The organism is Actinomadura citrea, from assembly GCF_013409045.1.
GTDB lineage: Bacteria > Actinomycetota > Actinomycetes > Streptosporangiales > Streptosporangiaceae > Spirillospora > Spirillospora citrea.
The window spans coordinates 1092273-1109934 of the sequence record NZ_JACCBT010000001.1; the positions used below are offsets into that span (position 1 = coordinate 1092273).

General features: G+C 72.8%; 14 protein-coding genes. 8 read left to right on the top strand and 6 right to left on the bottom strand.

The features are described from left to right. Nucleotides 1–31: 31 nt before the first annotated feature. Entirely contained in the window at nt 32–457 is a 426-nt protein-coding gene (gene arfB / locus BJ999_RS05365) for an alternative ribosome rescue aminoacyl-tRNA hydrolase ArfB (RefSeq protein WP_179832250.1), read from the bottom strand. A gap of 121 nt (nt 458–578) precedes the next feature. Here arfB and BJ999_RS05370 point away from each other — a divergent pair, with 121 nt between their 5' ends. Continuing rightward, nucleotides 579–1436, top strand: coding sequence for an oxygenase MpaB family protein (locus BJ999_RS05370; protein ID WP_179832251.1), 858 nt, complete (start codon nt 579–581; stop codon nt 1434–1436). 191 nt (nt 1437–1627) lie between these two features. On the opposite strand, the gene BJ999_RS05375 is transcribed toward BJ999_RS05370, so the two are convergent. The 4 genes from BJ999_RS05375 to def form a co-directional block, all read right to left on the bottom strand. Next, on the bottom strand, nt 1628–2584 hold the full coding sequence (locus tag BJ999_RS05375; protein WP_179832252.1) for a S1C family serine protease: 957 nt from the start codon (nt 2582–2584) through the stop codon (nt 1628–1630). Between the two features lie 321 nt (nt 2585–2905). After that, nucleotides 2906–4450 (bottom strand): sensor histidine kinase, encoded by a 1545-nt coding sequence (locus BJ999_RS05380; RefSeq protein WP_179832253.1) that lies wholly within the window; start codon nt 4448–4450, stop codon nt 2906–2908. Further along, nucleotides 4450–5178: a response regulator transcription factor gene (locus BJ999_RS05385; RefSeq protein WP_229810227.1), complete on the bottom strand. Its 729-nt coding sequence runs from the start codon at nt 5176–5178 to the stop codon at nt 4450–4452. Before BJ999_RS05385 ends, BJ999_RS05380 begins: the two co-directional genes overlap by 1 nt. Nucleotides 5179–5322: 144 nt before the next feature. Beyond that, nucleotides 5323–5850 carry a peptide deformylase gene (def, locus tag BJ999_RS05390; RefSeq protein WP_229810226.1) on the bottom strand — a complete coding sequence of 176 codons (528 nt, stop codon included), beginning with the start codon at nt 5848–5850 and terminating at the stop codon, nt 5323–5325. Nucleotides 5851–5941: 91 nt separating this feature from the next. Between def and BJ999_RS43965 the strand changes: the two genes are divergently transcribed. The 6 genes from BJ999_RS43965 to BJ999_RS05420 all read left to right on the top strand — a co-directional run bounded on the left by BJ999_RS43965 (nt 5942) and on the right by BJ999_RS05420 (nt 14694). Further along, a complete protein-coding gene (locus tag BJ999_RS43965) occupies nt 5942–6946 on the top strand; it encodes a pentapeptide repeat-containing protein (protein WP_420838222.1) in 1005 nt (334 codons plus the stop codon). A gap of 362 nt (nt 6947–7308) precedes the next feature. After that, nucleotides 7309–7830: a gamma carbonic anhydrase family protein gene (locus BJ999_RS05400; protein ID WP_179832257.1), complete on the top strand. Its 522-nt coding sequence runs from the start codon at nt 7309–7311 to the stop codon at nt 7828–7830. Between the two features lie 177 nt (nt 7831–8007). Then, entirely contained in the window at nt 8008–12162 is a 4155-nt protein-coding gene (locus tag BJ999_RS05405; RefSeq protein ID WP_179832258.1) for an AAA family ATPase, read from the top strand. Between the two features lie 243 nt (nt 12163–12405). After that, entirely contained in the window at nt 12406–12597 is a 192-nt protein-coding gene (locus BJ999_RS05410; RefSeq protein WP_089314034.1) for a hypothetical protein, read from the top strand. Between the two features lie 322 nt (nt 12598–12919). Next, complete coding sequence (locus BJ999_RS05415) at nt 12920–13537, top strand: DUF47 domain-containing protein (protein ID WP_132199943.1); 618 nt, start codon at nt 12920–12922, stop codon at nt 13535–13537. Next, nucleotides 13534–14694 (top strand): inorganic phosphate transporter, encoded by a 1161-nt coding sequence (locus tag BJ999_RS05420; RefSeq protein WP_444541851.1) that lies wholly within the window; start codon nt 13534–13536, stop codon nt 14692–14694. Before BJ999_RS05415 ends, BJ999_RS05420 begins: the two co-directional genes overlap by 4 nt. A 121-nt stretch (nt 14695–14815) precedes the next feature. Here the strand turns inward: BJ999_RS05420 and BJ999_RS05425 are convergent, their stop codons facing one another. Then, a complete protein-coding gene (locus BJ999_RS05425; protein WP_179832259.1) occupies nt 14816–16495 on the bottom strand; it encodes a bifunctional metallophosphatase/5'-nucleotidase in 1680 nt (559 codons plus the stop codon). 159 nt (nt 16496–16654) lie between these two features. Between BJ999_RS05425 and mshD the strand changes: the two genes are divergently transcribed. After that, on the top strand, nt 16655–17521 hold the full coding sequence (gene mshD, locus BJ999_RS05430) for a mycothiol synthase (protein WP_218935561.1): 867 nt from the start codon (nt 16655–16657) through the stop codon (nt 17519–17521). Nucleotides 17522–17662: the final 141 nt, after the last annotated feature.

The following is a 17662-nucleotide window of genomic DNA, read 5'->3' on the forward strand; positions in this document are numbered from 1 at the left end:
CATTTTAGGGCGGTCCCGGGGACGCCGGGGGTCAGTCCCACCGGGCGCTGCGCTGGCGCTTGACGCTGCTGCGGCGCTTCTTGTTCTCCAGCCGCCGCTCGTTGATGCCGCGGGGGACCTTCTTGGGGACGCGCTTCTTCGGGGGAGGGGCCGTCGCCTCGGCCAGGAGGGTCGCCAGGCGGGTGCGGGCGGCGTCGCGGTTGCGCTGCTGGGAGCGGTACTCCTCGGCGCGGATCGTGAGGACGCCGCGGACCAGGCGGCCGGAGAGGCGCTCCAGGGCGCGGGCGCGCAGCGGCTCGGGGAGGGACGGCGAGTTCGCGACGTCGAAGGAGAGTTCGGCGGCGGTGGCGCTGGTGTTGACGTGCTGCCCGCCCGGCCCCGAGGAGCGGGAGAAACGCCAGCCGAGCTCGGACTCCGGGATGGAGACCGAGCCGCGGACATGGATCTGGGCGGGCATGCCCCCATTGTCGCAGGGAAGGATCGGCGGAGTCGCTTCAATATCGTCCCCGTGGCTCCGGCGGCTCCCGCTCCGCGTTCCGACTGGCGACAACTGAAAGTACTTACTTACACTGGGCGCCATGACCGTGCTTGCCGATGAACAAGGACTCTTCCAGGACGGCGACCTCATCCGCGTCATCACGCGGGAGGGCGTGCTGATCGCCGCGGGCGGGGCCGCGTCGTTGCTGCAGACCGCGCACCCGAAGGTGGCGCAGGGCGTCTACGACCACAGCTACACGGCGGACGACCCGCTGCGCAGGCTGCGGAACACGATGGGGTGGCTCTACGCGGTGCAGTTCGGGACGCGGGAGGAGGCCGAGACCTTCAGCGCCCTGGTCACCAGGGGGCACACGGCCGTCACGGGCCCCGACTACGAGGCGAACGACCCGGAGTTGCAGGTGTGGGTCGCGGCCACCCTGTTCGCGGTGGCGGTGCAGTTCTACCAGATGGTCTTCCGGCGGACGTTCACCGATGCGGAGCTGGAGGAGTTCTACCGGCAGACCAAGGTCTACGCGACGATCCTCGGCTGCCCGGAGGAACGGATGCCGGGAACCTATCCGCAGTTCCGCGAGTACTACGCGGGCATGCTGCGCAGCTTGAAGATCACCGACGCGTCGCGGGCCATCGCCGGGCAGGTGCTCAACCCGAGGCTTCCGGGCGGGCCGCTGCACGCGCCCGGCCTGGCGACGATCCGGCTGCTCACCGCGGGGCTGATGCCCGCGCCGATCCGCGAGCAGTACGGATGGGAGTGGAACGCGCGGCGGGAGCGCAGGTTCCGTCTCCTGGTCGGCGTGATCGCGCTCGTGTACCCGCGGCTCCCGCTGCGTCTCCGCACGCTGCCGCGCGAGTACTACCTGCTCACGACGCGACGCATGCTGGCCAAGGTGAAGCGGCGCCCGGCCGTCAAGGTCAGGGGCACGGCCCCGGAACAGGGCTGACTCCAAGCCCGGGTCGGTCAGGGCGCCGGGCTGATGGGGGACAAGTGAGCGGCCGCGTGACCCACAGGCAGGTCACGCGGCCGCTCTCCCTTGCTCGGTCCTTCCGCCCGGCCCGGCCGGAAGGACCTACCGGCCCGGGTCGCCGTCCGCCGCCCGCTCCCCCCAGAGCCCTGGCCGGACGGCGTCCCGGGTCAGACCGATGCGCCGGCGATGATCGCGTCGGCGGCCTTCTTGGCGGAGTCGACGGGGATGGCGAAGCCGACCCCGATGCTCCCCTCGCTGCTCCCGGACGTGGCGATGGCGGTGTTGACGCCGATCACCTGGCCCGCGGCGTTGACCAGCGCGCCGCCGGAGTTGCCGGGGTTGATGGCGGCGTCGGTCTGGATCGCGTTCTTGATCACGGTCTGCTGCTGCTGCGACAGCCGGCCCTGGAGCCCTGGCGGGAGCTGCTGCTGCTGGTCGCCGCCCTCCTGGATCTCGCGGCCGAGGGCGCTGACGATGCCGGACGTCACCGAGCCGTCCAGCCCGAGCGGGCTTCCGACGGCCAGGACCTCGTCGCCGACCGAGACGCGGCCGCTGGCGCCGAGCGTCGCGGGCTTGAGGCCCGACACCCCCTGCGCCTTGACCACGGCGATGTCCTCTGCCTTGTCGGTGCCGAGGACCTGCGCCGACGCGGTCCTGCCGTCGCTGAACTTCACCGCGACCTGCTGGGCCCCGGACACCACGTGCGCGTTGGTGAGGATCACCCCGTCGGAGCGCAGGACCACGCCCGAGCCGCCCTCCACGCCGGATGAGGTCTGCGCCTGGATCGACACCACGCTCGGCTGCACGGCGGCGGCGACCTGTGCGGTCGTGCTCTTGGACGCGATCCCCGAGACGGCCGTCGGGCTCGCGTAGACGGTGCTCTCGTGCGTCAGCGCCAGCACCACGCCCGCGCCGGCGCCGCCCGCCCCCAGGGCCAGTGCCAGTGCGGCGCCCACGGCGGCGAGCTTGTGCCGCGTCGTGCCCAGCACGCCCGAGCCGAACACGCCGGGACGGGACGGCGCCTCCGGCTGAGGCGGCGGGAGGTTGTCCGTCCACTGCGGGTAAGGGTCGAAGCCGTGTCTGCTTGGCTCCCAAGGCTGCTGCTGCGGCCGGTCGGCGTTCATCGGATCCCCCTGTCGCTCTCTCACCATGAAGAGTGCGCCCCGGGTCTGCAGGCCGCCTGGAGCCAACCTGAAAGTGTGCTGAACGCCTACATGTCATGAAAAACGGCCGAAGGGTCGTCCCTCCGGCCGCCGTGCTGGTCGTTCTGAAGCGTGCTGGTCGTTCTGAAGCTGGCCAGGGCGCTGCCTCCCGCTCCCCGTCGGGACCGGGGCGCGCCCTGTGGATCCATTGGAACCCACGATCCTGAACGTTTCCTGAAAGCCGTGGCATTTCCGGAATGAGGGTGTGTCTCCGGGATGCCGCTGCTCTCCCGATCGCCGTCTCTAGTCTTCCGCCAGGGGCAGGACGACCGAGAACGTCGAACCCTCGCCGGGCGTGGAGTCGGCCCGGACGACGCCCTCGTGGGCGGCGACGAGCGCGGCGACGATGGCGAGGCCGAGACCGGCGCCGCCGTCGTCGCGGGAGCGGCCCTCGTCGGAGCGGTAGAAACGCTCGAAGACCCGCTCCACCTGCTCGGGAGCCAGGCCGGGCCCCTGGTCGGCGACCGCGACGACCGCCGCCGGCTCGCCCCGCAGCGAGCCCGGCGACAACCGCACCCCGACCGGCGTGCCCTCCGGGGTGTGCGTGATCGCGTTGGTGAGCAGGTTGCCGAGCACCTGCCGCAGCCGCGGTTCGTCCCCGCGCACCTGGTAGGCCAGCCCTCCCTCGACGGTGAGGTCGATCGTGCGCTCGGGTGCCAGGACTCTCGCCTCCTGGACAGAGTCGGCGGCGACGGCGAGGAGGTCCACCGGGCGCCGCTCGATCGGGCGCTGGCGGTCCAGCCGGGCGAGCAGCAGCAGGTCCTCCACGAGCAGGCCCATCCGGGACGCGGTCTCCTCGATCCGGCCGATCAGCCGGTCCAGTTCCGCGGGGGAGCGGGCCGCGCCCTGCCGGTAGAACTCGGCGAACCCGCGGATCGCGGTCAGCGGGGTGCGCAGCTCGTGGCTGGCGTCCGCGACGAACCGCCGCATCCGCTCCTCCGAGCGCAGGGCGGTCTCCTCCGAGCGCAGCGCCGTCTCCTCCGAGCGCCGGGCCGCCGCCTCCGACTCCGCACGCGCCCCGAACGCCGCCTCGATCTGTCCGAGCATCGTGTTCAGCGAGCGCCCGAGCCGGCCCATCTCCGTGCCCGGGTCCGCCTCCGGGACGCGCCGGGACAGGTCGCCCGCCGCGATCGCGCCCGCCGTCTCCTCCACCGCCGACAGCGGCCGCAGGCTGGCCCGGACGACGCCCACGCCGACCACCGCCAGCACCGCCAGCACGGCCAGCCCGACGATCGCGTCGATCACCACCAGCCGCTGCACGGTCCGGTCGATCTCCTCCAGGCTGAACGCGAGCACGATCACCGCGCCGCCCGGGATCGGCTCGGCCAGGATCCGCCAGGTCGACCCGCCGGTCCCGGTCACCGTGAACGGCCGGTCGACGTGCTTGTTCAGGTCGGCCGGCAGTCGCGGATGGCCGGACTCGCTCCACGCCTCGTTCTGCCCGAGCGAGCGGCCGTCGGTGGTGCGGACCTGCCCGTACATCTCGCTCGGGATCCGCACGGTGATCCGGGTCTGCCCGCTCTCCAGCTGCGGGACGACCTGGTCGATCGCCCGCCCGACCGAACCGCGCAGCTGGTCGTCGGCCCGTCCGACGAGGTACTGCCGCAGCACGGACGCGCCCGCCGCGCTCATCACCGTCATGCCGAGCGTGACCAGGACGAGCATCCCGGCGATCAGCTTGACGCGCAGCGACGTGCGCGCCCACAGCCGCGCCAGGCCCCCGGCGGGCGCCGCGCCGCCGGCGCCCCGCGCCGCGGGAGCGGCGGCCGCCGGGGCCCGCGTGGCCATCAGCCCGTTCTCGACGGCTCGCGCAGCACGTAGCCGACGCCGCGCAGCGTGTGGATCAGCCGGGGCTCGGTGTTGTCGACCTTGCGGCGCAGCGCGGACACGTACGACTCGACGATGCCGGCGTCACCGCGGAAGTCGTAGTTCCACACGTGGTCGAGGATCTGCGCCTTGGACACGACCCGGCCCGCGTTCGCCATGAAGTAGCGCAGCAGCTTGAACTCGGTCGGCGACAGCTGGACGGGCCTGCCGCCGCGCCACACCTCGTGGCTGTCCTCGTCCAGCTCGATGTCGGCGAAGACCATGCGCGGCGGAGGCTCGGTCACGCCGCCGCGGAACCGCCGCAGCACCGCCCGGATGCGGGCGATGACCTCCTCCAGGCTGAACGGCTTGGTGACGTAGTCGTCGCCGCCGATCGTCAGCCCCTTGATCCGGTCCTGGACGGCGTCCCGCGCGGTCAGGAACAGCACGGGGGTGTGGTCGCCGCCGGACCGCAGCCGCCGCGCGACGTCGAACCCGTCGATGTCGGGCAGCATCACGTCCAGCACGATCAGATCGGGACGGTGCCGCCGCGCCGCCTGCACCGCGTCCGCGCCGTTGGTGGCGGTGATCACGTCGAAGCCGGTGAACCGCAGGCTGCCGGCGAGGAGCTCCAGGATGTTGGGCTCGTCCTCGACGACGAGCAGCGTCGCCTCCGCCGCCCGGCCGCCGTTCGCCGTACGTTCGATCACTGGCACAGTCCCCCTCCACATCATCGCAGAGGCTTCCATCCCAACCTGAACGTCCCCTGAATGCGGGCAGAGGAAAGGTTGAGCGCCGGCGCCGGACAGGTGGGTCGCACGGGAGCGCGCAGTGCCCGGCTTCCTTCCGGGCGGCTACTCGCGGAGGGCGCGGATGGCCCGCATCGCCTCGCGGCGGGCGTCCCCGGACAGCACGTCGATGTAGACCTCGCCCGCCAGGTGCCCGCATTCGTGCTGGAGGCAGCGGGCGAAGTACCCGGTGCCCTCGACGCGGACGGGCCTGCCCTTCACGTCCACGCCCTCGACGACGGCGTGCTGGTAGCGGGGGGTGTCGAAGCGCAGGCCGGGGACCGACAGGCAGCCCTCCGACTCGACCACCTGCTCGCCGTCGGCGGCCACCAGCGTCGGGTTGACGACGTGGCCGATGTGGCGGCGCCCCCGGTCGTCCTCGCAGTCGTAGACGAACAGCCGCAGGCCGACACCGATCTGGTTCCCGGCGAGGCCGGCGCCGTCCTCCTCGTACATGGTGACGAACATGTCGTCGACGAGGCGCTCCAGGGACGCGTCGAACGTCCGGACCGGGTCGCACTCGGTGCGCAGGACCGGGTCCCCGAGAAGCCTGACGGGGCGGGCGGTTCCGCGCGGATGGGTCCGATTGCTCACGATCAAGATCCTATATAACGCGAGATCCCGGAGAACGCGACGGGCGGTGCGCCCGGCCTGCTCAGGGCCCGGCGCACCGCCCGGCGGCGGCGTGCTCGCTCTACAACTCGATGGGGCCGCGCTGCTGCGGCGGGATGGGGGTGGTCGCGGGGCCGCCGGAGTCCTCGTCCGGGCGGGTGGGCTTCGCCTGCGGCGCGGGGGCGTCGGCGGCCGGGGACGGCTCGGGCTTCTTGACCGGCGGCGCGGTCTGCGGCGGGCTCGCCTGCGGCGGGGCCGTCTTTGCCGGGCTCGTCTGTACCGGGCTCGTCTGGGCCGGGCTCGCCTGCGCGGGGCTCGCCTGTGCCGGAGCGGCCGGAGCGGCCGGGGTGGCCGGGGTGGCGGGCGGCGTGGCGGGCTTGGCCGGGGCGGGCTTGGCGGCGGTCTGCACCGGCCTGGGCCCCGTCGCGGACGAGGGCTGCGCGGGGCTCGCCTGCGCGGGCTGCGCCTGCGGGGCCTGCTTGCCCTGGGCGCGCGGCCCCGGGCTCTGCCGGACGGCGTCCTCGACCATCTTCTCCAGCGGACCGGCCTCGTTCTCGGCGGTCAGCAGCCGGTGCAGCGTGTCGCTGATCTCGGTGAGGCGCTGGAGGGCCTGGGTGTGGTTCTTCGTGAGCGCGGTGAGCCGCTGGGTCGCGCCCTCGTTGATCACACTGGCCCGGCGCTCGGACGCGGTGAGGGTGCGCTCGGCCTCCAGCCGGGCGCTGGTCACCGTCTGCTCGGCCTCCTGCTTGGCGGACGACAGGACGCTCTCGGACTCCTTCTTGGCGGAGGCGAGCACGTGGTCGGCCTTCTCCTGCGCCTGGGCGAGGTTCCGGTCGGCGTGGGCGCGGGCCTCGTCGATGACCCGCTTGGACTCGTGCTCGGCGTCCTTGCGGATCTCGCCGCCCTTGGCCTCGGCCTCGGCCAGCTTCTCCTGGGCCTCGTCCTCGGCGAGATTGATGATCTGCCGGAGCCGGTCGCTCAGGTCGTCGCCGGTCGGCTTGCGGGCCTCCCGGACCTCGGCCATCTCACGGCGGATCCGCTCGACCTCGTCCTGCGCGCGGGCGAGCCGCGCCTCTAGTTCACGGTGCTTCTGCTGGGCGCGGGCGATGTAGTCGTCGACCTGGCGGCGGTTGTAGCCGCGCATGACGATCTCGAAGGACTCTTCTTGGAGGAGGTTCGGCAGGATTTCGGCTTCGTTGCTCATGATGCCTTGGGGGTCGTTGGCGGGGGTCGGCGCCCCGTCAGGGTCGGTTGAGATGCGATCCTCACCCGCCGGTGAGCGGCCCACGGTGGGAAACGTCAGGACGACTCTTGTCCGGTCCACCCCATTCGCGCAACCGGAACGCACTTCTCGCTGCCGTTTCGTCACACGGACGTGCGCGACAAACTATCCAATCTACGGAGAAATCGCTTCATCGGGGGGCGGCTACCATCGGCGCCATGAGCTACCTGGGAGCGTTGGGCGAGGACCGGCCGAAGATCGATCCCACGGCGTGGGTCGCGCCCGGCGCGGTCGTGGTCGGACGGGTGACGCTGGGCCGCGCGTCCAACGTCTGGTACGGCTCGGTGCTGCGCGGCGACGACGAGGAGATCATCGTCGGCGAGGAGTGCAACATCCAGGACCTCGGCTGCATGCACTCCGACCCGGGCATGCCGGCCGTCCTGGAGGACCGGGTCAGCCTCGGCCACAAGGCGATGGTGCACGGCGCCCACGTCGAGACCGGCTCGCTCATCGGCATCGGCGCCATCGTGCTGAACGGCGCCCGCATCGGCTCCGGGACGCTCATCGCGGCCGGCGCGCTCGTCCCGCCCGGCAAGAAGATCCCGTCCGGGGTGCTCGTCGCGGGCACGCCCGGCAAGATCGTCCGGGAACTGACCGACGACGACCGCGCCGTCCTGCGGTACACGCCCGAGGTCTACGTGCAGAAGGCCGAACGGCACCGCACCGCCCAGTGGGACTGAACCCCGCGCTCCCGGGCAAACGGCGCGGCGCGGACCGGAACGCGTGGCGGGGGCGGCGTCAAAGCGCTCCGCGCCATGCCTGATCCGGCGTTTCCTCCCCTCTGATAATCCCCTGACCTGCGGGAACGCGGGGAAACGGCCGCTGGGGGGAGCCTCGGCCGGATTCTGCTGACTACGATGACCATCGTGGTGTGGGGACCGGGCTATGGCAGCGCTCCGCCGCCCAGCCCCCCGGCGGGGCACGATCCGTTCACGGAGGCGGAGCGCGACACGAGGGCGATGGTGGCCGCCGCGTGGTGGCCGTCGGCGCCTCCGCAGCAGCGCCATCACGCCATCGCCGGCCGCATGCTCGTCCTGCCGGACGGGACGTGGTGGCTGTTCGGCGCGTGGGCCCGCTGGTACCGGCTGCACCCGTCCGACGGGCAGTGGTACCTGTGCCCGCCGCCGCGCATCCCCTCCGTCCGGATGGCCGCGAGGCCCGCGCAGCAGGGGGCCGGGCAGGTCCCGGCGCTGCCGCCGCACGTCATCCCGGCCGGTCCCGACTTCTCCTACGACCCGCCGTCCGGACTGCCCTTCGTCGCGCACGGGTTCGCGACGGAGCTGACCTCGCGGGTCCGCTCGACCGTGGAGTCCGCCGCCACGCTGGCCGCGCCCGACTACCCGCACTGGTGGCGGGAGTTCACGAACGAGACGCCGTCCACCGTCGCCGTCGCCTGGGGCGTGATGCTGTGGTGCTCCGCCGCGCCCGCGTTCGACTCGCGGCTGGACGCCCAGATGCTCGACCTGTGGAAGCCCTACCGCGCCAGGCCCCTCCCCGACGTGGACGGCCCGCGCTGGCTCACCCCGCCCGCCCTGGAGTCGCTGGTCGCGCTCTACGCCGAGCGGCTGCGCGCCAGCCGGGTGGACGCCGCGGTCGTCGTCCTGCGGACGATGTGGGCCGTCGCAAGCGCGCTCCGCGACGACGTCCGGTTCCAGGTGAGGGCGGACGCGCTGCTCGCCATCCTCGGCGCCACCCTGTCCAACCCGACCGTCGACTACGGGGCGCTGCCCTACGGGGACCAGGCGATCGTCCAGCAGTGGCTGACGCGGTGCCCGCCCAACCTGGTGCCCGCGCTGAGGAACGAGAGCTCGCCCGGGGACAACTTCCGGCACGCCTTCTACACGCTCAGCGAGCTGATTGCCGACCTGTCGGGCGATCCCGCCGAACCGGCCTACATCGAGCCCCGGCTCGTGGCCGCCGCCCTGCTCGCCTCCGATCTGGACGTCGTCCGCAAGGACATGGTCGGCACGATCGTGCCCTGGCTGGACCCGGAGATCCGCTACACCGTGCAGGCGGTCTCGCAGCAGAAGGGGCACCCGCTGCGCCGGCTGTGGCCGCAGGACATGCGGCTCCCGGAGCCGCTGCGGTCGGCCGCCGGATCGGGGCCGGGCGCCGAGTCGCTGCTCGCCGCCATGTACGAGGTCGACCTGGCGTGGTGCCGGCTCGGCGGCATGCCCGCCCGTCCGCGCGGCTTCCCCGTCCCGACCGCGGTCGTCGCCGGGATCATCGGACGCAACCGGGCCCGCGCCACGGCCGCCGCCCCGACGACCACGCCGCCGCCCAACCCGGCGTCGCCGCAACCGTCCCCGTTCAACATGCCGAGCCAGCCCGGCATCGCCCCCGGCGCGTCGCCGCAGGAAGCGTCCGGGGCGAACTTCGCGCCGTCCGGACCCGACCGCCCGTTCGTCCAGCCGCCCGCGCAGCCCGGCTGGGAGAACGCGCCCGGCCCGGCCGCCGGGCACGCCCAGGGCCCCGTGCCGGGCCAGGGCCAGCAGGCCGCATTCGCCTCCCCGCCGCTCTCGGGGTCCCCGGGGTTCGCGTCCCCGGACCCGATGGCGGGCGGCCACTCGCCCGCCGAGGAGGACAAGGACGACGGCAGCGTCGCGCCTCCGTACACCGAGCTGGGATTCCAGCGTCCCGGTGCGGCGCCGCAGCCCGCGGCTCTGCAGAATCCGGCGCCCCCGGCGCCGATGCAGAGCCCGGCGCCTCCGGCACCCATGCAGAGCCCGGCGCCGCCCGCGCCGGTGCCGAGCCCGCAGCCGCCTCCGCTCTCGCCCCCGGCCCAGCCCGCCGCGCCCGCGCCGGTCCAGGCGAGCCCTGCGCCCGCGCCCCCTCAGGAGCTCGGCGGCTTCTCCCCTCCGGAGGAGGAGCAGCAGGACGAGAACTTCGTGCCGCCGTACACGGTGCTGGGGTACCAGCCGGCGGGCTCCGCCCCGCCGCCTCAGCCGAGCGCGCAGCCGAACGTCCCGCCGGGCCAGGCGAACCCCGCGCCTCCCGCGCCGGAGCCGCAGCCTCAGGCGTTCGACCCGTACGCGACGCGCGTGGAAGACCAGGGCGGCCCCCCGCAGCAGGGCCGGCAGAACCAGCAGAGCCAGCCGCCGGGGACGCGCATCCTCGGCCCGGACGACCTCGAAGACGCTCCGCCCGGCCCCGTGCCTCCCGGTCCCGTGCCTCCCAGTCCGGGGCAGCCCGTCCCCGGAGGCGGCCCGGGGACGAAGGTCATGTCCGGCACGATGGTCGGCGGCTTCGACTTCCTGGACGACACGCCGTCGCCGGACCAGCCCGTCGAGGAGATCCCGCCGCCGAGCGACCGCAGCACCCGCCGGGTCCTGGAGCGGTTCGGGTTCGGCTTCCTGTACGGCGAGCACGACGCGGCCGTGCTCCTCGGCGACCTCAAGAAGCAGGCCGAGGAGTGGAACGCCCCGGCGGGCGAGGACATCGAGCGCACCCGCGTGGACGGCGCGCCCAGCTCGATCAGGTCCGGCGTCCCCGGCGTGCTGCTGGTCGGCGCCCCGCACTCGGGGCAGCGGCGGCTCGCCCGGATGATCGCGCTGACGCTGGCCAACGCGGGGCTCGGCGACGGGTCGATCCGCGCGCACGACGCCGAGGACGTCCGGAACGCGCCGCCGGAGCGGCTCGGGCAGCTGCTCGGGCAGCCGGGCCCGGTGATCCTCTTCGAGCGGCTGGACGTGGCCGTCGCCGGCGCGTCCGACCCGGCCGCGCTCGTCGGCGCGGTGCGCCGCGCCCGCCGCGACCCGGCGAGCACCACGCCGGTGATCGCGACCTGCGAGCCGCCCGCCTACAAGCGGCTGCTCCAGGACCACCCGAAGCTCGTGCAGGCGTTCCGCGTCCACCGGCTGCCCGACTTCGGCGACCTCGACAACCGGATGACGCTGCTGCACCTGCTGGCGGAGGAGCGGCGGGTCACGATCGGCGCCGCGGCCCTGGAGGTGGTCCGCGCCGACCTGGAGCGGCTGCGCGGGCCGGGCGACCTGGTCAACGCGCGGCTGGTCGAGGCGTACCTGGACCAGGCGGCCCAGCGGAACATGGAGCGCGCCGGGGCGTCCCACGACCGGCTCGTGCTGACCCCGGACGATCTCGCGGGCGTCGCCGAGGGGATCGAGCCGGCGCTGCGCCCGCCCGGCGACATCGACGGCTACCTGAACCGGCTCGACCAGCTCACCGGTCTGGAGGACGTCAAGGCCGCCGTGACGGAACTGGCCGAAGAGGCGGGGCTCGCCGCCGACCGGGCCCGGTACGGGATGTCCGGCGGCGACGTGCGGCACCTGGTCTTCGCGGGGCCGCCCGGCACCGGCAAGACGACCGTCGCCGGCCTCGTCGGCGGCATCTACGCCGCGCTCGGGCTGCTGAACTCCGGGCACGTGGTCGCCTGCCGCCCCGTCCACCTGGTGGGACGCGACCGGGTCGACACCGAGAACCGGGTCGCGAGCATGGTCGAGCAGGCGCTCGGCGGCGTGCTGCTCATCCAGGAGGCGTACCTGCTCGACCGGTCTCCCGCCGTGGTGGGGGAGCTGCTGCGCCACATGAAGCGGGGCGCGGAGGGCCAGGGCAGGGCCCGGTTCATGGTGGTCTGCTCCAGCCCCGCGGCGGAGATGGAGGGCTTCCTCGCGGGAAACCCCGCCTTCCGCGCCGAGTTCGGGCGGACCCTGGAGTTCACCGGGATGGGCGACCGCGACATGGTCCGGCTCTTCCAGAGCTATGCCGAACGCGACCTCTACATGCTGGACGAGGAGCTGCGCGTCGAGCTGCTCAACCGGTTCTCGCGGCTGCGGGACGACCCCCAGTTCGCCTACGCCCGGACGGTCCGCGCGCTGTTCGACCAGACGGTGGCGCGGCAGGCGGCCCGGCTCGCGGGGGCCGACGTCAACGCCGCGACCGTGGCCCGGCTGACGGTCCGCGACCTGCCCGAATCGCCGCTGGAGCAGATGCTCGGAGGCTTCCACCAGGGGACGCGGCAGGGGACGCAGGGGACGCGGGAGGGTTTCCAGTAGGAGCGGTGACCGGCCCGTTCGTCCTATGGGGAATGGGTCATGTGCATCAGACGGGCACTACCTGGGAAGGCTAGCCAATCCGGGGTGCGGCTCCTGAAACCGGTGTGTGCGGCCGTCCGGCGGCGCACGCGGACCTCCCCCGGACGGACAGGGCCGAGGTGGCCCTCGAATGGCCCTCTTGGGTCATGTGCCCGCCGCGGCGAGACGCGTAGCCTCGACGACGGGTGTGGGGAACGAACGGAGGTGGACGCGGTGCGCCAGAACCTCGATCTGCGCGTCCACGACCGCGTTGCGCTGGACGAGATCGAACTCTATGCCGAGATGCTCGGCGCGGTGGCGGCGGCTGAGCGGCCGCTGACCGTTGCCGAGATCGACATGGTACTAGGAGTCCGGTCCGGCGACGCCGGTCGACGTGAGCTGACGCCACGAGATTGAAGCACCGTAACCGGGGACGCCGTTTCGGGGCGTCCCCGGTTCGTCATTTCCGCCCGCCCTAGCTCGGCGCCCAGGTCGCGGCACTGTAACGAATCTCACTCATGATCGCCCTTGTCGGCGTGCTCAGCCCCCTGGAACGGGCCGAAACGGCGAACGTTCCTCCAGATAGGGGGCTTCTCGCGGGGTATGTACCTCGTGATCTAGGGCAACCTTGTAGGTGAGAGGATGGCGGACAGCAGCCGAAGCCGGGGCAAAGGTTCTTTTTACGGCTGGTTGCGCCTACGATCCTCAGCGGACTGTTCCGGCACATCAGGAGAACGACGTGCGCTTGCGTCTCACGCCGCGTGAGGACAGCTTCTACGACATGTTCGCCGACTCGGCGAACAACCTGGTCACCGGCGCCAGGCTGCTCGTGGAACTCATCAGCGACGGCGCCGACCGGGCGGCGATCGCGGAGAAGATGCGCGCCTGCGAACATGCGGGCGACGAATGCACCCACGCGATCATGCGACGGTTGAACGAAACGTTCATCACGCCCTTCGACCGCGAGGACATCTACCGGCTGGCCTCCACGATCGACGACGTCATGGACGAGATGGAGGAGGCCGCGGACCTCGTCGTGCTCTACAAGATCGACGAGTTCCCGAAGGGCATCGTCCACATGGTCGAGGTCCTGGAGCGCGCCGCCGAGCTGACCGCCGAGGCCATGCCCCGCCTGCGGTCGATGAAGGAGCTCAACGAGTACTGGATCGAGATCAACCGCCTGGAGAACCAGGGTGACCAGGTCTACCGCAAGCTGCTGGCCCAGCTGTTCAGCGGCGAGTACGACACCCTGACCGTGCTGAAGCTGAAGCAGGTCATCGACCGGCTCGAGGACGCCGCCGACGCTTTCGAGCACGTGGCGAACACGGTCGAGACCATCGCGGTCAAGGAATCATGAGCGCTGCCGAGGACCCCGGCGCCACCCTCACCCGAGAGTCCCCGGCCACCGCCGAGACGCTGGGCGAGCAGGCGACCCGCCGGGTGTCCGGACGCGCCTGGCTGCTGCTGCTGGCCGGCGTGCTGGTCGTCATGATCGCGGGCGCGCTCGGGCTCCGCTCGGGCGCGCAGACGGCGGTGCTCATCCTCGTCGTCGTGGTGGCCCTGGTGTTCGACTACACCAACGGGTTCCACGACGCGGCCAACGCGATCGCCACGGCGGTCTCGACCCGGGCGCTCACCCCGCGGGTGGCGCTCGGCATGGCCGCCGCGATGAACATGATCGGGGCCCTGCTCGGCGTCGGCGTCGCCAAGACGATCAGCGAGGTCATCACGCCGCCGAGCGGCCTGCACGGCCTCACCGTCGTCGCGGCCGGCGTGCTGGGAGCGATCACCTGGAATCTGATCACCTGGTACTTCGGACTGCCGTCGTCGTCCTCGCACGCGCTGATCGGCGGGGTCGTCGGCGCCGGGCTGGCCTCGATGTCGGAGGTCAACTGGACCAGCGTCGTCGACAAGGTCGCGGTGCCGATGGTGGTGTCGCCGGTGGTCGGGTTCTGCCTCGCCTACCTGGTCATGGTCGCGATCCTGTGGATCTTTCGGCGGTCCAACCCGAGCCGCGTCGGCCGCCGCTTCCGCATCGCGCAGACCATGTCCGCCGCGTCCCTCGCGCTCGGCCACGGGCTGCAGGACGCCCAGAAGACGATGGGCATCATCGTCCTCGCGCTGGTCACGACCGGGCACTCGGACGGCAGTTCCGTCCCCTGGTGGGTCATCATCGCGTGCGCGGGGGCGCTGTCGGCCGGGACCTACGCGGGCGGCTGGCGCATCATGCGCACGCTGGGCCGCAAGGTGATCGAGGTCGATCCGCCGAAGGGCTTCGCCGCCGAAGCGACCGCCTCCGTCGTCCTGTACGCGACCGCGTTCATCTGGCACGCTCCAATTTCCACCACCCACACGATCACCTCGGCGATCATGGGGTCGGGCGCCACCAAGCGGCTCTCCGCGGTCCGCTGGGGCGTGGCCGGCAACATCCTCGTCGCGTGGGTGCTCACGATGCCCGCCGCGGCGGCGGTCGCGGCGGTCGTCTACTACGTCGTCCACTTCTTCGGCGCGTGATCTCGGGGGGCTCGCCCCCGATCGAGGCGCCGGGCCGACAGGCGCGTGGCCCGTGCGCCCGGACGCCCCGGGGCGTCCCGGCACACGGGCCACGCCCGTGCTCACCGACCCGAGATCGTGCTCACCGACCCGAGATGCGGTTCAGCGCGGGCGGGGAGATCGTCCCCTGGGCGGTGAAGTAGGCGACGAACGCGTCCAGGTCGATGGGGCCGAGGACCTGGTCCTTGCCCTCGGTGAAGACGGAGAAGCCGTCACCGCCGCCGAGGAGGAAGTTGTTCGCCGCGACCTTGTAGGTGGCCGCCGGGTCGACCGGGGTCCCGTCGACGGTGATCGCCGAGACGCGGTCGCCGACCGCCCTGCCGCGGTCGATGGTGAAGCGCAGGTTCGCCGACGGTTGGAGGATCTTCTCGCCCGCGGCCGTCCACTGCTGCTCCAGGAGGGCGTCGATCTGCGCGCCCGTCAGCGACGTCACGCCCATCACGTTGCTGAACGGCTGCACGGCGAACGCCTCGCCGTAGGTGACGACCCCGTCGCCCTCCGAGCCGCTCGCCTTGTGGACGAGGTCGGTGCGGACGCCGCCCGGGTTCATCAGCGCGACCTGGGCGCCGAGGTCCTTGGTCCCGGCGAGCTGGCCGTCGGCGATGACGTCGCCGAGCGCAGTCTCGCCCGCGGCGGAGGGGGCGCGGGTCAGATCCGCGGTGATCTTGCCGATGGGCTTGTCGGCGATCGTGGAGACCCGGTCCTTCCAGGTCTGCACGAAGGTCTGCGTCGCCGGGTCCGGCGGGACGTCCCGCGTCACGACGTGGTTGTCGGCGTTGACCGAGGACCGGACGATGTCGCCGGTCCGCCGGTTCACCTTGAGGTTCACCTCGGTGATGACGCGGCCGAAGGAGGAACCGGAGGAGAACAGCCGCGCGTTGCCCGCCGGGTCCTCGACCGAGCAGAGGTACTGCTGGTGGGTGTGGCCCGACAGCACCATGTCGATCTCGGGGTCGGCCTGCTGGGCGATGCGCGTCCCGGCGCCCGGCACGACGCCGCACTCGTCCGGCCGCTCGCCCGACTTGACCTGGTCGCCCTCGTGCACGAGCACGACCATCGCGCGGACGTGCCGGCGCTTCAGCTCGCGCGCGGCCCGGTTCGCGGCGTCCACCTCGTCCTGGAACTTCAGGTCCTTGATGCCCTCGGCCGTGACGATGCTCGGCGTGGTCTTGGTGACGAGGCCGATGAAGCCGATCCGGACGCCGTTGACGCGGCGGATCGTCCACGGCCTGATGGCGGGCCGGTCGTTCTTCTTCAGCAGGACGTTCGCACCGAGGTAGTCGAACTTCGCGCCGCGCCACCGGCCCGCGGGAGAGCAGCCGTCGACGGGGTGGCAGCCGCCGTTCTGGACGCGCAGCAGCTCCTGGTAGCCCTCGTCGAACTCGTGGTTGCCGACCGCCGACGCCGTGACGCCGGAGTCGCCGAGGAACTGCACGGACGGCTCGTCGTGGTAGGCGGCCGAGATCAGCGGCGAGGCGCCGATCAGGTCGCCCTGCGCGACGGTGAGGGTGTCGCGGTTGCGCAGCTGCTTGAGGTGGGCGGCGATGTAGGCGGCGCCGCCGGCGGGGACGGCGTTGCCGTTCTCGTCGATGGCCGTCCCCGAGCTGCCGGACGGGGGTTCGAGGTTGCCGTGGAAGTCGTTCAGTGCGAGGAGCCGCACGGACGCGGTCGGCGCGGGTCGCGCGGCGGCGGGTTGCGCGGCCACGCCCACGACCGTCAGCCCCACCGCGGCGCAGGCCAGGAAGGTGCGTCGTCGAATCATTCTCCGGACGCTAGATTCGCCCGGCATACGGTATCCGGCGGCCTGATGACGTTTCCATGACGAATTGATCAGGGAGGCGATGTTGATCAGGGATGATGCGGATCGGGGCGTTCGCCTGGCGGGTGCCGGCCTCGGCATAGGGTGTGGACCGTGAGTGAGCTGCGGGCGCGCGGGACGCTGGGGAACGCCGAGGTGGCCGGGGCGCTGGAGGTGGCCGGGGCCGCGACCGAGGCCGACGGGGTGGGGCCGCTGTCGGAGCACGCCCTGCTGGCCCTGCGGGGCGGCCGGTCCGGGCTCGCGGTGACCGACGGCGGGACCGTCGTGGCCTACGCCCACGTCGATCCGGCGTCCGGGGAGGAGCCCGCGGCGGGCGAGCTGGTCGTCCATCCGGAGCACCGGCGCCGGGGCCACGGGCGGGCGCTGCTGCGCGCCCTGCGCGGCGAGGCCGGCGGTCCGCTGCGGGTGTGGGCGCACGGTGATCTTCCGGCCGCCGCCGCGCTCGCGTCCGCCGAGGGGATGGAGCGGGCCCGCGCGCTGTTCCAGCTGCGGCGCCCGGCGGCCGAGCCGCTGCCGGAGCCGCGCGCCGCCGAGGGCGTGACGATCCGCGCGTTCGAGCCGGGCCGGGACGAGGGCGCCTGGCTGGAGGTGAACGCCCGCGCGTTCGCGGACCACCCGGAGCAGGGCGCCTGGACGGTGGACGACGTCCGCGAGCGCGAGGCCGAGGACTGGTTCGACCCGGCCGGCTTCTTCCTCGCCGAGCGGGACGGGCGGCTCGCCGGCTTCCACTGGACGAAGGTGCACCCGGGCGGCGTCGGGGAGGTCTACGTCGTGGGCGTCGACCCGTCCGCGCAGGGCCTCGGACTCGGCCGCACGCTCACCCTGCGGGGCCTGCACCACCTGCGCGACATCGGCATGGACCAGATCATGCTGTACGTGGACGAGTCGAACGCCGCGGCCGTCCGCCTCTACGAGTCCCTGGGCTTCACCCGCCACGCCGTGGACGTCATGTACGCCACCACCACGTAAACGCCCACGACGCCGACAGCACCCCGCTCACCCCACGCGAGCGCCTGACGCCGTGTTCGTCCGGCGCCGTGTGAGGCCTGCCGACGGGGTGCTTCATGGCCCCGTGAGTCGCCCGTCAGCTGGAGAAGCCCGCGGTTACCC

Excerpts from the sequence above, each read along its gene's own strand:
- arfB (WP_179832250.1), bottom strand. The coding sequence starts at position 457 with ATGCCCGCCCAGATCCATGTCCGCGGCTCGGTCTCCATCCCGGAGTCC.
- BJ999_RS05370 (WP_179832251.1), top strand. The coding sequence starts at position 579 with ATGACCGTGCTTGCCGATGAACAAGGACTCTTCCAGGACGGCGACCTC.
- BJ999_RS05380 (WP_179832253.1), bottom strand. The coding sequence starts at position 4,450 with ATGGCCACGCGGGCCCCGGCGGCCGCCGCTCCCGCGGCGCGGGGCGCC.
- BJ999_RS05425 (WP_179832259.1), bottom strand. The coding sequence starts at position 16,495 with ATGATTCGACGACGCACCTTCCTGGCCTGCGCCGCGGTGGGGCTGACG.
- BJ999_RS05405 (WP_179832258.1), top strand. The coding sequence starts at position 8,008 with ATGACCATCGTGGTGTGGGGACCGGGCTATGGCAGCGCTCCGCCGCCC.
- BJ999_RS05400 (WP_179832257.1), top strand. The coding sequence starts at position 7,309 with ATGAGCTACCTGGGAGCGTTGGGCGAGGACCGGCCGAAGATCGATCCC.
- BJ999_RS05420 (WP_444541851.1), top strand. The coding sequence starts at position 13,534 with ATGAGCGCTGCCGAGGACCCCGGCGCCACCCTCACCCGAGAGTCCCCG.
- BJ999_RS05375 (WP_179832252.1), bottom strand. The coding sequence starts at position 2,584 with ATGAACGCCGACCGGCCGCAGCAGCAGCCTTGGGAGCCAAGCAGACAC.